Source organism: Streptomyces sp. Da 82-17 (genome assembly GCF_046098215.1).
In the GTDB taxonomy this organism is placed as follows: Bacteria; Actinomycetota; Actinomycetes; order Streptomycetales; family Streptomycetaceae; genus Streptomyces.
Window position 1 is genome coordinate 160562 of sequence record NZ_JBJURH010000013.1, and the last position, 12980, is coordinate 173541.

Here is a 12980-nt window from a genome sequence, read left to right on the forward strand (position 1 = left end):
ACCGCACGGCCGCCCCGCGGTACGGCCCTGCCATGCAGGGAGGCAGTCTGATGCTCCGGGCACATCGGCCGATGGCCGCGTTCGCAGGGCTCGTCGCCGCTGCCACCGCCGCGTTCCTCATCGACCCCGCCCTGCGCACCCCGCTGTCCGCGCTCACCGGGATCGCCGGAGTCGCCGCCATCCTGTACGGCGTGCACCGCAACCGGCCCGCACGCCGCTGGCCCTGGTGGCTGCTCGCCGCGGGCCTCACCTCGTTCGCCGCCGGGGACGCGTTCTACAACCTGCTCGCCCTGGACACCGACAGCGCCGAAGCCTTCCCCACCGCGGCCGACGCCTGCTACCTCGCCGCCTACCCGCTGTTCGCCGCCGCCTTCCTCGGCCTCGTCCGCTACCGAAGAGCCGACCGCGACCTGCCCAGCCTCCTCGACGCCCTCATCGTCACCGCGGGCCTCGCCCTGCCGCTGTGGGTCCACCTCGTCCAGCCCGTCGCCCGCGACGACCGCCTCATGGGCCTCGGCCACGCCGTCAGCGTCGCCTACCCCCTCGCCGACGTCCTCGTCCTCGCCCTCCTCGCCCAACTCCTCACCCCCGGCACCGAACACGGCGCCCGCAACCGCTCCGTGCAGCTCCTCGTCCTCGGCACCGTCGTCCTCCTCGGCACCGACATCGCGTACGGCATCCTGCAGATCAACGGCGTCTGGCAGGCCGGGACCGCGTTCGACACCGGCTGGGTCGTCGTCCACCTGGCCTGGGGGCTCGCCGCCCTGCACCCCGCCATGGCCGCGCTCACCAGCTACGACCACGGGCGCCAGACCCTGCTGCCCCCGCCGCACCGGCTCGTGATCCTCGGCGCCGCGACCCTCGTACCGCCCGGCATGCTCCTCGCCGAAGGGCTCAGCGGCGGCGCCCGGGACGCCCTCGTGATCGCGGCGTTCTCCGCCATCGTCTTCGTCCTCGTCGTGCTGCGCCTCGCCGGGATCGTCGTCGCCCACCGCAAGGCCGTCGCCCGCGAGCAGGCCCTCCGCTCCGCCGGCGCCTCCCTCGTCGCCGCCACCAACGAGGAACAGATCGCCGTGTCCTGCGACGCCACCGTCGGCCGGCTCCTCGGCGCCGTCTCCCCGCCCCTCACGGGCCCGCCCCGCGGCTCCCGCAGGCCGTACGGGACGCTGTTCCTCGTCGACGACGCCGAGAGCCCCGCCGGGCACCTCGTCGCCGCCGCCCGCGAACCCCGGATCGTGCCCGCCGCCGAGCTGCCGCCGGACGTCGAGGACGCGTTCTACGGGCTGCCCGCCGTCGTCGTCTGCCCGCTGACCCCGCCCGACCGGCCCGTCGGCGACGACCCTCCCGGCGTGCTCCTCGCCGCCGGGCATGAGCGGCAACTCGCCGAGATCCGCGGCTCCCTGGAGATCCTCGCCGCACACGCCGGGCTCGCCCTCGAACGCGTCCAGCTCCGCCGCCAGGTCACCCGCCGCGAGAGCGAGGCCTACTTCCAGGCCCTCGTCCGCAACGCCTCCGACGTCATCCTGATCGTCGACGACGACGACACCGTCCGGTACGCCAGCCCCGCCGCCGACACCGTGTTCGGCGAGGACCGGCTCACCGGGCGCCGCCTGCCCGACCTGGTCGACCCGCGCGACCGGGACCGCGCCGCCCACGTCCTCGCCGGCCTGCGCGACGGCACCCGGCCGGAACCGCACGACCACTGGTGGATGCCCTGCGCCGACGGCCGCATCGAGGCCGCCGTCCAGGGCAGCGACCTGCGCGCCGACCCCACCGTCGCCGGACTCGTCGTCACCCTGCGCGACGTCACCGAACAGCGGCAGCTCGAACAGGAACTCACCCAGCGCGCCTTCCACGACGGCCTCACCGGACTGCCCAACCGCACCCTGCTCCTCGAACGCGTCGAGCGCGCCCTGCTGCGCGGCGACCGCGAGTCCACCCTGACCTGCGTGCTCTACATCGACCTCGACGACTTCAAGCTGGTCAACGACACCATGGGCCACGCGGCCGGCGACCAGCTCCTCACCGCCGTCGGCCACCGCCTCTCCCGCACCCTGCGCCGCACCGACACCGCCGCCCGGCTCGGCGGCGACGAGTTCGCCGTCCTGATGGAGGGCGTCGCGGAAGCCGGCGACGCCGAACTCCTCGCCGCCGAAGTGGTCCGCGAACTCGGCCGCCCCTTCCGCCTCGGCGACGACTCGGTGAGCGTCTCCGCCAGCGTCGGCGTCGCCACCGCCCTCGACAGCTCCGACGCCGAGGAACTCCTCGGCCACGCCGACCTCGCCCTGTACGCGGCCAAGTCGGCGGGCAAACGCCAGTGGCGCCGCTTCCAGCCCTGGCTCGACATCCGCGTGCGCAAGCGCCACGAACTGCAGGCCGCCCTCGAACAGGCCGTCGCCGACGAGGAGTTCGCCGTCCGCTACCAGCCGGTCGTCGACCTGGAGATCGGCCGGGTCGTCGGCTTCGAGGCGCTGCTCCGCTGGCACCTGCCGGGGCGCGACCCGGTGCCGCCGCGCGAGTTCATCCCGCTCGCCGAGGAGACCGGCCAGATCATGGCCCTCGGCGCCTGGACGCTGGCCCGCGCGAGCGCCGACATGGCCGAGCTGCAGGAGAGCACCGACACCGCGCACCCGCCGTTCGTCAGCGTCAACGTCTCCGCACGGCAGTTCCACGAGAGCGGCTTCCTGCACGAGGTCGGCCGCGTCCTCGACACCGTGGCCCTGGCCCCCGGAACCCTCCAACTGGAGCTCACCGAGAGCGTGTTGATGCGCCGCGACGAACGCACCCAGGGCGTCATGCGGGCACTGCGCGAGTACGGGGTGCGCATCGCCCTCGACGGCTTCGGCACCGGCTTCTCCTCCTTCGGCTACCTCCGCGAGTTCCCCGTCGACGTCGTCAAGATCGACCGGACGTTCATCGCCGACGTCCCGCACGACGCCCGCCAGTCGGCCCTGGTCGCGGGCATCGTGCGGATCGCCGACACCCTCGGCCTCCAGGTCATCGCCGAGGGCGTCGAGGAGCCCGAGCAGTGCGACGCGCTCGCCGGAATGGGCTGCGGCTTCGGCCAGGGCTTCCTCTTCGCGGGCCCGCTCACCGCCCGGCAGGGGGCGTTCCTGCTGCGTCGGCCCCCGCCGCATCTGCCCCTGTCCGCCGCAGTGCGAACGCCGTCTCCACCAGGGCGACATGGCTGAACGCCCCGGGCGCGTTGCCCCGTTGCAGCCCCGCCTCGGGATCCCACGCCTCGGCGAGCAGCCCTACGTCGCTGCGCACCGCGAGCACCCGCTCGAACGCCGCCCGCGCCCGCCCCGCCCGCCCGGTCGCGGCGAGCGCGTCCGCGTACCACAGCGAACACGCCACGACGGCACTCCCGGCCCGGCTCTCCTCGTACGACCCGACCTCTCCGTATGACCCGACCTCCCGGTACGACCCGGCCTCTCCGTGCGACCCGACCTCCCCGTACGACCGCACGAACCCGCCCGTGCGCAGCCCGCGCAGTGCGCCCAGGGTGGTCCGGGCGCGCGGGTCGTCCGCCCCCAGGAAGCCGACCCTGGGCAGCAGCAGCGCCGACGCGTCGAGGGCCGTCGAGCCGTACGACTGGACGAACGTGCGGCGGCGCGGGTCCCAGCCGTCCCGGCAGACCTCCCGGCGGATCGCCGACCGCAGCGCGCGCCACTCGGCCGTAGAGCCGTTCCTGCCGAGCGCCCGGCCGAGCCGCAGCGCCCGGTCGGCGGCGACCCACGCCATGACCTTCGAGTGCACGAACTGCCGTGGCGCGCCCCGGAGTTCCCACAGCCCGTGGTCGGGGCCCCGCCAGCGCTCGGCCACGCCGGTCATCAGCGCGTTCACCAGGCTCCACAGGTGCGGCGGCAGCGGAATCCCGGCGCGCTGCGCGACCAGCAGGGTGTCCAGGACCTCGCCGTACACGTCCAGTTGGAACAGCCGCGCCCCGAGGCTGCCGAACCGCACCGGCCGCGCGCCCGCGTACCCCGGCAGCCACGGCGCCTCGGTCTCCGGCAGCAGCCGCTGGCCCGCGAGCCCGTACACCGCCTGCAGCTCGCCGGGGTCGCCCGCGACCGTCCGCATCAGCCAGCCGAGCCAGGCGGCGGCCTCCTCCCGGTAGCCGCTGTGCAGCAGGCAGGACAGGGCGAGCGTGGAGTCGCGCAGCCAGCAGTAGCGCCGGTCCCGGTTGAGGCCGCCGTCCGCGGACTGCGGCAGCGAGGTGGTCGGCGCGGCCACGATCCCGCCGGTCGGCGCGTACGTCAGCGCCTTCAGCGTGATCAGCGAGCGCCGCACGGCCTCCTCGTACGGCCCCCGGTACCGGCAGCGCGCGGCCCACCGCCGCCAGAAGCCGACGGTCGACGCGAGGGCCGACCCGGCCGGTACGGCGAGAGGCGCGGGCGGCGCGGTCAGGTGCGAGGGCGCCCACACCAGGCGCAACGCCACCCGCTCGCCCGCCGACAGCGTGAACACCCGGCCCCCGGGCGCCGCGCAGCCCACCCCGTCCGGCCCGCCGCCGTCCGCGCGCGCCCACACCGCGTCGGGCCCGGCGACGGCGACCGTGCAGTCACCGGCCTCCCGCACCCACGGCACGACCCGCCCGTGGTGGAACCGCAGCCGCAGCTCGCTCCGCATCCGGACGGTTCCGCGCAGACACACGACGAGCCGTACGAGACAGGGCAGTCCGTCGCGCGGAGGCATGAAGTCGGTGACGCGCACCGCCCCGTCGCCGGTCTCCCACTCGGAGTCGAGCACCAGCGTGTCCCGCCGGTAGGCCCGGCGCGCGCACGTCCCGGAGCCGACGGGCGCCACCCGCCAGCGCCCGTGCTCGCGCCCGCCGAGCAGCGCGGCACAGCAGGCCGGGGAGTCGAAACGCGGCAGGCACAGCCAGTCGACCGATCCGTCCCTGCCGACCATCGCGGCCGTTTCCAGATCGCTGAGGAGGGCGTATTCCTCGATGTGCGTGCTCATGACGGGCTCATGACCGGAACACGCCGTATGCGCTTCGCCGCCCTTCCATCGTACGGCGGCACAGCCCTGGCCGCCCGGCCGTACGAGGCCCGCTGCGGCCCCCGTAAATCGATGGCCCCCGCACCGGCACGCGGCTAGCTTGGCCCGATGCCAGAGATCCGAACCGACCGTCTCCTGCTGCGCAGTTGGCGCGACTCCGACATCGCGCCGTGGGCCGCCCTCAACGCCGACCCCGAGGTCCGCGAACACTTCCCCGGGGTGCTGACCGCCGAACAGAGCGCGCTCTCCGTGGCCGACTTCCGCGCGGAGCTCGCCGAGCGCGGCTGGGGCTGGTGGGCCGTCGAGGTCGTCGAGTCGGGGGAGTTCGTCGGCTTCGCCGGGCTCGACCCGGTCGAGGAGGGCCTGCCGTTCGGCGGCGTCGAGGCCGGCTGGAGGCTCGCCCGCTCGGCCTGGGGCCACGGGTACGCGACCGAGGCGGGCCGCGCCGTCCTGCGGTTCGGCTTCGAGACGGTCGGCCTGGAGGAGATCCTCGCCCTCACCGCCGTCGGCAACACCCGCTCCCGGGCCGTGATGCGGCGCCTCGGCATGACCCACGACCCGGCCGAGGACTTCGACGACCCGACCGTCCCCGCGGGCCCGTGGCAGCGCAGCGTCGTCTGCCGCATCAGGCGGGAGGACTGGCGCCGGGCCGAGCACCGGGCGGGGGAGGAGGCGCCTGCCCGCGCGGGGGAGGGCCGCTCCTGACGTAGCTGCCCGGAGTGGTCCCGGTGAGCCGCTTGAAGTGCCGGTTCAGATGCGACTGGTCGTAGAACCCGGCCTCGGCCGCCGCCTGCGCCGGGCGCATCCCGTCGAGCAGCAGCCGCCGGGCCCGCTCCAGGCGGCGGGACGTGAGGTACTGGTGCGGGGCGATGCCGTACGCCGACGTGAACGCCCGCACCAGATGCGCCGGGTGGGCGTGCAGCAGCCCCGACGCCTCCTCCAGGCTCACCCCGTCGAGCAGCCGCGCGTCCAGGAGCTCCCGCAGCTCACCGGCGACCCCGGGCTCACGCTCCGGCGGACGGGCGCCGAGCCGGGGCCGCAGATGGGCCCGCAGCCGCTCCCCGATCAGCGCGAGCCGGCTCTCCGCCTCCAGCTCGTCCCCCCGGTACGCGAGCGCCGCGTGCACCTGGCCCACGCGCCGCCGCAGCAGCGGGTCCGCCAGATCCGGGCCGTCGACGGCCGCGCCGATCAGGCTCTCGTCGAGCGCGGGCAGGTCCAGGTACAGCACCCGCTTGCGGAACCCGCGCTCGGTCGCGGGCGCGCCGTTGTGCGGCACATGCGGCGGCAGCAGCGTCACCCGGTCCAGCGGGGTGCCGTGCTCGCGCCGGTCCAGGTCGTAGCGGACGGCCCCGTCGTCGACGATCAGCAGCGTCCACACGTCGTGCACATGCATCGGGTACGCGTGCTCCGTGAACCGGGCGTGGAAGACCTCCACCACCCCGGGCACCTCCGGCCGCCACGCCGACACCCGCTGCCCGCCGCCGCCCGCTCCCGCGACTCCACCCGGCCCCGCCACCATGCAAAGAACGTACAAGAGCCGCGCCGGGCCCGGTCGACAGGATCGGAGCATGACGACCGAGCACACCACCGCGGTACCGGCCTCCGCCGAACCCGCCGCCCCCGCCGCCCCCGCCCCCGTACGCTTCGACACCAAGATCGCCGTGCTGCTGCGCGAGGACCTGGAGTCCTGGCAGCGGCTCAACGTCACCGCGTTCCTCGTCAGCGGACTCGGCAGCCGGGCGCCAGAGGTGATCGGCGAGCCGTACGCCGACGCCGACGACACCCCGTACCTGCCGATGTTCCGGCAGCCCGTCCTCGTCTTCGAGGGCGGCAAGGAGACGCTGACCGCCGCGCACGGGCGGGCCCTCGCCCGCTCGCTGCCCCGGTCCGTGTTCACCTCCGACCTCTTCGCCACCGGCAACGACCGCGACAACCGCGCCGCCGTCCGCGCCGTGCCCACGTCGCAGCTGGACCTGGTGGGGATCGCCGTGTACGGGCCGCGCAACGCGGTCGACAAGGTCCTCAAGGGGGCCCGCATGCACCCCTGACCTGCGCCGACGCAGGGCGGCATGGTCGGGCGCCGGACGGGCTGTGTAGCATGGGTGGCCGCGAAGGGGAGTAGTCCCGAGAACCGCTGGTCGACACACTGGACGTCGCGAGACGACCCGGCCACCGGGCCACCGCACCGAGTGCGGGGCGGACGAGACCTTCGGCCAGGCATGACCCTGCCCGCACCACCGTGCGGGCGGATCCGTCGTGCCGGGCCGAATGGGTTCTCCCCGTCGCCCGCCTGGGTGCCGTTCGAGCCCGTCGGCCCGGCCCCAGCAGAAAGCACCCGTACCGGCATGACTCTCGACCCCCTGGCGATCCTCACCGCCTTCGGGCTGATCTTCCTCGCCGAACTGCCCGATAAGACCATGTTCGCGTCGCTCGCCATGGGCACCCGCATGCGTCCCCTGTACGTCTGGTTCGGCACGTCCACCGCGTTCGTCGTGCACGTCGCCATCGCCGTCGGCGCCGGCAGCCTCCTCGGGCTCCTGCCGACGATGGTGGTCAAGCTCGTCTCGGCCGCCCTGTTCGCGTTCGGCGCGTTCGTGCTGCTGCGCGGCGGGGACGACGATGACGAGGAGGGCGCCGGCCGCACCGTCACCGGGTTCTGGCCCGTCTACACGGCGGCGTTCATGGCGGTCTTCATCAGCGAGTGGGGCGACCTCACGCAGATCACCACCGCCAACCTCGCCGCCACCAACGGCTGGCTGCCCACCGCCATCGGCTCCGCCGCCGCCCTGATGTCGGTCTCCGCGCTCGCCCTGCTCGTCGGCAAGTTCATCGCGCAGCGCGTACCGCTGAAGACCGTGCAGCGCATCGGCGCGGCCTGCATGGCGGCGCTCGCGATCTGGACGCTGATCGAGGCGTTCACGGGCTGAGCGGCGGTTCAAGGCCGGGCCGGGGTTCAGGGCCGGGCACGGTTTCGGGATGCCTTGTCGGCTCCCCGGCCGCCCGCCCGGACCCCCTGCCCGCCGCGACGACGGCAGCGGGCGCGGCCACGAGGGCGAGGGCGCCGCACAGCACGGCGAGGGCCGGGTAGCTGGTGACGGCGACGACGATGCCGGAGGCCAGACCGCCGACGGCGCCCGCGACGGCGACAGCGACGTCGACGAGTCCCTGGACCTTGGCGCGGGCGGCCAGGGTCGTGCTGTCGGTGACGATCGCGGTGCCGGTGACCAGGCCGCAGCTCCAGCCGACGCCGAGCAGGACCAGGGCGAGGACGATCAGGGCGAGGGAGCGTGCGGGCGCGAGGGCGGCGACCACTCCCGCGGCGAGCAGCACGCCGGCCGTCACCACGCTCATCGCGGTCGCGCCGAAGCGGTCGACGAGGCGGCCGGCCAGCGGCGACGGCAGGTACATGGACCCGGTGTGCAGGGCGATGACCAGGCCGGACGCGGCGGTGCCGAAGCCGTGGGCGTGCATGTGGACGGGCGTCATCGTCATCACGGCCACCATGACGAGCTGGCTGAGAACGAGCACCACGACGCCGACGAGCAGGCCGGGGCCGGACCGGGAGGGGGAGCCTGCGGTCGCGGCCTCGTCCGGGTGCGCGGGCAGGGTGCGGGCGAGCACCAGCGGGTCCGGGCGCAGCCATACGTGGAGGGTCAGCGCGGCCAGCGTGAACGCGGCCGTGGAGAGGAGGAACAGGCCGGTCAGCTCGGGCAGTCGGAGCGCGGTCGCGAGGCGCCCGGCCGGGGCGGCGAGCAGAGGCCCGGCGACGCCGCCGACGGTGGTGGCCACGATGACGGTGGAGGTGGCGCGGGCGCGTCGGCGGGGCGCGGCGAGGTCGGCTCCCGCGTACCGGGCCTGGAGGTTGGACGTCGTGCCGGCGCCGTACAGGAACAGGGAGAGGAACAGCAGGGCGGGGCTGGCGAACACGGCCGCGACGACGACACCGGCACTGCCGAGGGCGCCGGTGAGATATCCGGCGGCCAAGCCGGGGCGGCGGCCGAAGCGCTGGGAGACGCGTCCGACGACGACGGCGGCGACGGCCGAGCCCGCGGTGAGCAGGGCGATGGGCAGCCCGGACAGCGAGGTGTCGTGCAGCATCTGCGCGGCAAGGAGCCCGGCGACGGTGACGCCGGCGGCGAGACCGGCGCCGCTGAGGACCTGGGAGACGAGCAGCACGGTCAGGGTGCGTCGTTGCACCGCCGCTGGGGAAGGGGCGGGCGCCGAGGTGGAGGGGGTGCGGGTCGGAGTGAGGGGCGGGTGGCCCATGGGGACCGTACCTTCGGGTTCGCGGGGCGGGGGAGCAGGGGAGACGAGGCCGGTGGTGGTCAGGCGGCGGTCAGGCGCGCGCGGGACCGGGGCGCCGGGACCGGGAGAGTCCCTGCCGAACTGGTCGGCGACGTGGGCCGGTTGACGCTCGTCGTGGTGGTCGATGCCTGCCGCGCCGGGCTCCGAGCGCGGTGAGGACCGGGCGCGGCGCGTGGTCGAGGGCGAGGACGGGGTGCCGCCTCCGGTGAGGGGTGGCACCGCATTCACCGCGCGGGACGGGCGACGCGTCCCGAGCGTCCCCGGAGAGCAGTGGCGCGTCGGGGCAGGTCGCACAGGGCGAGTGCGTGGGCCTGGTGGCCGCGGTCCCGTAGCCCCGCGCCGGTGTGCACGGCCGGGAGGGCGGTACGGGACGTGGCCGTACGGGACGTGGCCGTACGGGAGGTGCCCGTACGGGGCGGGCTGTCGGTCAGGGCGAGGAGAGCGGCCACGGCGGACTCCTCGTAACTCCTGGAGAATCAGGGGAACTCGGCGGTGGACGACGGTCTGCGTCAGGGGGCGCCGTCGGGCATGCCGTAGGCGTCGGCGATCAGCTCGGTGGAACGCAGCCGGGCCTCGGCGGAGTGGCCGACGCTGCCGATCATGAGCTCGTCGGCGCCGGAGTCCCGCTGCACCTGGTTCAGGTGGGCGGTGACCTGCGCGGGCGTGCCGTGCGGGACGTGGGTCAGCCAGCTGTCGACGGCCTGGCGCTCCTGGGCGTCGTAGGCGTAGGCGTCCACTTCCTCGGGGGACGGCAGGAGGTAGGACTTGCGCTGGAACATGCGGAGCATGGCGTGCGCGAGGGTGCCGGCCTGGCGGCGGGCCTCGTCCTCGTCGTGGGATGCGGCGACGGTGAAGCTGACCAGCGCGTACGGCTCGGCCAACGCCTCGGACGGAGTGAACCGTTCGCGGTACAGGCGCAGCGCGGCCACGACGTCGCGCGGGTTGAAGTGCGCGGCGAAGGCGAACGGCAGCCCGAGCCGGGCGGCGAGCCGCGCCGAGTAGCCGGACGAGCCGAGCAGCCACACCGGCAGGCGGCCGGCCGGCGGGGTGACGCCGTTGAACCGGTCCTGGGCGGGCCCCGGCACGGCGTACACGCGGTCCGCGTAAGGGTGTTCGGCCGGGAAGTCGTCGCCGAGGAAGTGCAGCAGCTCGACGACCTGCTGGGGGAAGTGCTCGGCGTCGCTCGCGCCGCGGCGCAGGGCGGCCGCTGTGGCGTGGTCGGTGCCCGGCGCGCGGCCCAGGCCGAGGTCGATGCGGCCGGGGGCGAGGGCGTCCAGCATGCCGAACTGTTCGGCGACGACCAGTGGCGGATGGTTGGGCAGCATGATCCCGCCCGCGCCGAGCCGCAGGCTGCTGGTCTCCGCGGTGAGCCGGGCAAGCAGGACGGGCGGGCTGGAGGTGGAGACGCCGGGCATGGCGTGGTGCTCGTTCATCCAGTAGCGGCTGAAGCCGCGCCGGTCGGCGAGCCGGGCGAGTTCGATGCTGGCGGCCAGCGCCTCCGCGGCGGTCTGACCGGTGCCGGTCAGGGCGGAGTCCAGTACGGACAGGGCGGCGGGGGCGGTGCCGTGGCGGGTGCCGCGGATCGGGTCGGTCATGGTGCTGCGGTCCTTCGGTGGTACGGGAGTTGAGGGCGGGGCGGGCGCCGGCCGGCGGTCGCGGCGGGTCTCTGCGGGCCGGCGCCCGGCTGTGTCCGGCGTACGTGGGGGACGTACGGCCCTGCGGACGCAGGGCGCACGTGCCGTCAGCCGCGGACGCCGAAGTCGACGCGGTCGGCGAGACCGGCGGCGGTGAAGGCGGCCGCCAGCGCGTCGCGGCCCTCCGTGAAGTGGGCCCAGCCGTCGTAGTGGACGGGAACCACGCGGCGGGCGTCGAGGATCTTCGCGGCCTGTGCGGTCTGGGCGCTGTCCAGGACGATCAGCCCGCCGTCGAAGACCTCGGAGAAACGGGGCGCTCCGGCGAAGAGGAGGGCTGTGTCGACCGGGGCGAAGTGCCCGGCGATCTCCTCGACCGCGTCGAGGGAGGCGTTGTCGCCGCTGACGTAGACGGTGGGCAGGCCCTCGCCGGTCAGGACGAACCCGACGACCTCGCCGCAGATCGGCTCGACCTCCTCGCGCGGGCCGGGGCCGTGGATGGCGGGCACGCCGGTCACGGTGACCGTGCCGGGCCCGCCGTCCCGGCGCTCCAGCTCGACCGACTGCCAGTCGGCGAGGCCGGTGGCCGCCTCCCCGAGTCGCTCCCCGCCGCCGGGGGTGGTGAGCGTCAGGGGTACGTCGGCGAGCAGGGCCCGGCCGGAGGTGTCGAGGTTGTCGGCGTGCTCGTCGTGCGAGAGCAGGACCACGTCGACGTGGCCGAGGTCGGCGGGGCTGCCGGCGGCCGCGGCCGTCTTGGTCAGGACGACGGCCGGTGCCGGGTGGTCGCCGGGGCCGTCGAAGGTCGGGTCGGTGAGAAAGCGCAGGCCGCCGTACTCGAAGAGGGCGGTCGGGCCGCCGAAGACACGGACGGGGAACGCGGCGGTCTGCGGGGTCGGGGAAGACACGAGAAGATTTCCTCACGGATAGATGGTTCGTTAACCGTGAAGTGACTGTACGCATGTCTCACGGATAGGCGCAAGCCGTACCATGAGAGCCATGGAACAGCTCCTGACGGAAGAAACCGCCCTGCCGTCGGCGCCGGGCGAGGCGGAGCACCCGGCCCTGGCCCTCGCCAACAGCGCCGTCGCCCTGCCCGGCGGACACACGGCCGACCTCCTGGGCACCCCGGCACAGGCCGAGCTGTGGCTGACGCAGCGCGACCTCGCGCCGGAGGGCACCGGCCTCGCGGAGGTGTGCGCGACGCAGCTGCGCTCGCTGCGCGAACAGGTCAGGTCGCTGCTGGCCTCCCGCGTCGCCGGCGCACCCGCCCTGCCCGCCGCCGTCACGGCGGTCAACGACGCGATGACCCGCGTACCGACCGCGTCCCTGCTGCTGTGGGACGAGAAGACCGGGCCCTACCGTGCCGCGCCGCACCCCACCACCGCGATCGTCGAGCACGCCCTGGCCGTCATCGCCGCCGACGCCGCCGACCTGCTCACCTCCGCCGACGCGGACCGCCTCACCGCCTGCGCCTCGCCGCCCTGCAACCGCTTCCTGCTGAAGCACGGCCGCCGCCAGTGGTGCTCCACCCGCTGCGGCGACCGCGCTCGCGCCGCCCGCGCCTACGCCCGCCGCACCACGACGGACTGAAGAGACCTGGACGCGTACGGCGGACGGGCCCGGGGCACCGCCGTGTTCGCCGGACCCGAAGCCGGCCCGACATCGCGCGGCGAACGGTCCCGCCGCCGCCCTCGGACGCCCCCGCGCCCCACGGCATTCTCGGGATCGGGATGGTGGGAGCTGCCAGCTCATCAGGGGAGGGCGGTTTCGTGGTGTTCGGGAGCCGTGCGCCGAGCGCCGCCGTCGTCACCCCGGGCGCCTGCCCACCGTTCCGGGCCCCTCGCCCGTCGGCAACGCCCGTGCACCGCACCGGGATTCGCCCGCACACCCCTCGACCCGTTCGGTGCGGGTGCCGGTGTGCGCACCCGGGGCCGTTGCCGCGAGGTGCTCGGCCAGGATGCCGCGCATGGGGCGGCCGGCTCGGGCGGCCGGCTCGGGGCAGGCCCGGCTCCAGAACTCGCCCAGTCCGCCGATGGT

11 protein-coding genes are annotated in these 12980 nt (G+C 75.0%); 5 read left to right on the forward strand and 6 right to left on the reverse strand.

Annotation, left to right across the window (positions count from 1 at the left end; genetic code table 11):
• Nucleotides 1-50: 50 nt before the first annotated feature.
• Nucleotides 51-3191, forward strand: coding sequence for a putative bifunctional diguanylate cyclase/phosphodiesterase (locus ACIDOF_RS22700; RefSeq protein WP_409007847.1), 3141 nt, complete (start codon nt 51-53; stop codon nt 3189-3191).
• On the opposite strand, the gene ACIDOF_RS22705 is transcribed toward ACIDOF_RS22700, so the two are convergent.
• Entirely contained in the window at nt 3091-4968 is a 1878-nt protein-coding gene (locus ACIDOF_RS22705; RefSeq protein ID WP_409007848.1) for a glycoside hydrolase family 15 protein, read from the reverse strand. The two genes, ACIDOF_RS22700 and ACIDOF_RS22705, sit on opposite strands and share 101 nt — an antisense overlap.
• Before the next feature lie 147 nt (nt 4969-5115).
• On the opposite strand from ACIDOF_RS22705, the gene ACIDOF_RS22710 reads away from it, so the two are divergent.
• Nucleotides 5116-5712, forward strand: coding sequence for a GNAT family N-acetyltransferase (locus ACIDOF_RS22710; RefSeq protein WP_409007849.1), 597 nt, complete (start codon nt 5116-5118; stop codon nt 5710-5712).
• Here the strand turns inward: ACIDOF_RS22710 and ACIDOF_RS22715 are convergent.
• Nucleotides 5633-6526, reverse strand: a complete 894-nt coding sequence (locus ACIDOF_RS22715; RefSeq protein WP_409007850.1) for an AraC family transcriptional regulator — start codon at nt 6524-6526, stop codon at nt 5633-5635. The two genes, ACIDOF_RS22710 and ACIDOF_RS22715, sit on opposite strands and share 80 nt — an antisense overlap.
• Before the next feature lie 49 nt (nt 6527-6575).
• Between ACIDOF_RS22715 and ACIDOF_RS22720 the strand changes: the two genes are divergently transcribed.
• Both ACIDOF_RS22720 and ACIDOF_RS22725 read left to right on the forward strand, forming a co-directional pair.
• Nucleotides 6576-7055, forward strand: a complete 480-nt coding sequence (locus ACIDOF_RS22720; RefSeq protein ID WP_409007851.1) for a DUF2000 family protein — start codon at nt 6576-6578, stop codon at nt 7053-7055.
• A 297-nt stretch (nt 7056-7352) separates the two neighbouring features.
• On the forward strand, nt 7353-7934 hold the full coding sequence (locus ACIDOF_RS22725; protein WP_409007852.1) for a TMEM165/GDT1 family protein: 582 nt from the start codon (nt 7353-7355) through the stop codon (nt 7932-7934).
• Here ACIDOF_RS22725 and ACIDOF_RS22730 read toward each other — a convergent pair.
• The 4 genes from ACIDOF_RS22730 to ACIDOF_RS22745 form a co-directional block, all read right to left on the reverse strand.
• On the reverse strand, nt 7924-9273 hold the full coding sequence (locus ACIDOF_RS22730; RefSeq protein ID WP_409007853.1) for an MFS transporter: 1350 nt from the start codon (nt 9271-9273) through the stop codon (nt 7924-7926). The two genes, ACIDOF_RS22725 and ACIDOF_RS22730, sit on opposite strands and share 11 nt — an antisense overlap.
• Before the next feature lie 263 nt (nt 9274-9536).
• Nucleotides 9537-9761 carry a hypothetical protein gene (locus ACIDOF_RS22735; protein WP_409007854.1) on the reverse strand — a complete coding sequence of 75 codons (225 nt, stop codon included), beginning with the start codon at nt 9759-9761 and terminating at the stop codon, nt 9537-9539.
• Nucleotides 9762-9821: 60 nt separating this feature from the next.
• Entirely contained in the window at nt 9822-10907 is a 1086-nt protein-coding gene (locus ACIDOF_RS22740; protein WP_409007856.1) for an LLM class flavin-dependent oxidoreductase, read from the reverse strand.
• A 146-nt stretch (nt 10908-11053) separates the two neighbouring features.
• Nucleotides 11054-11848 (reverse strand): MBL fold metallo-hydrolase, encoded by a 795-nt coding sequence (locus tag ACIDOF_RS22745; protein WP_409007857.1) that lies wholly within the window; start codon nt 11846-11848, stop codon nt 11054-11056.
• Between the two features lie 91 nt (nt 11849-11939).
• Here ACIDOF_RS22745 and ACIDOF_RS22750 point away from each other — a divergent pair, with 91 nt between their 5' ends.
• Nucleotides 11940-12533 carry a CGNR zinc finger domain-containing protein gene (locus ACIDOF_RS22750; protein WP_409007858.1) on the forward strand — a complete coding sequence of 198 codons (594 nt, stop codon included), beginning with the start codon at nt 11940-11942 and terminating at the stop codon, nt 12531-12533.
• Nucleotides 12534-12980 lie beyond the last annotated feature (447 nt).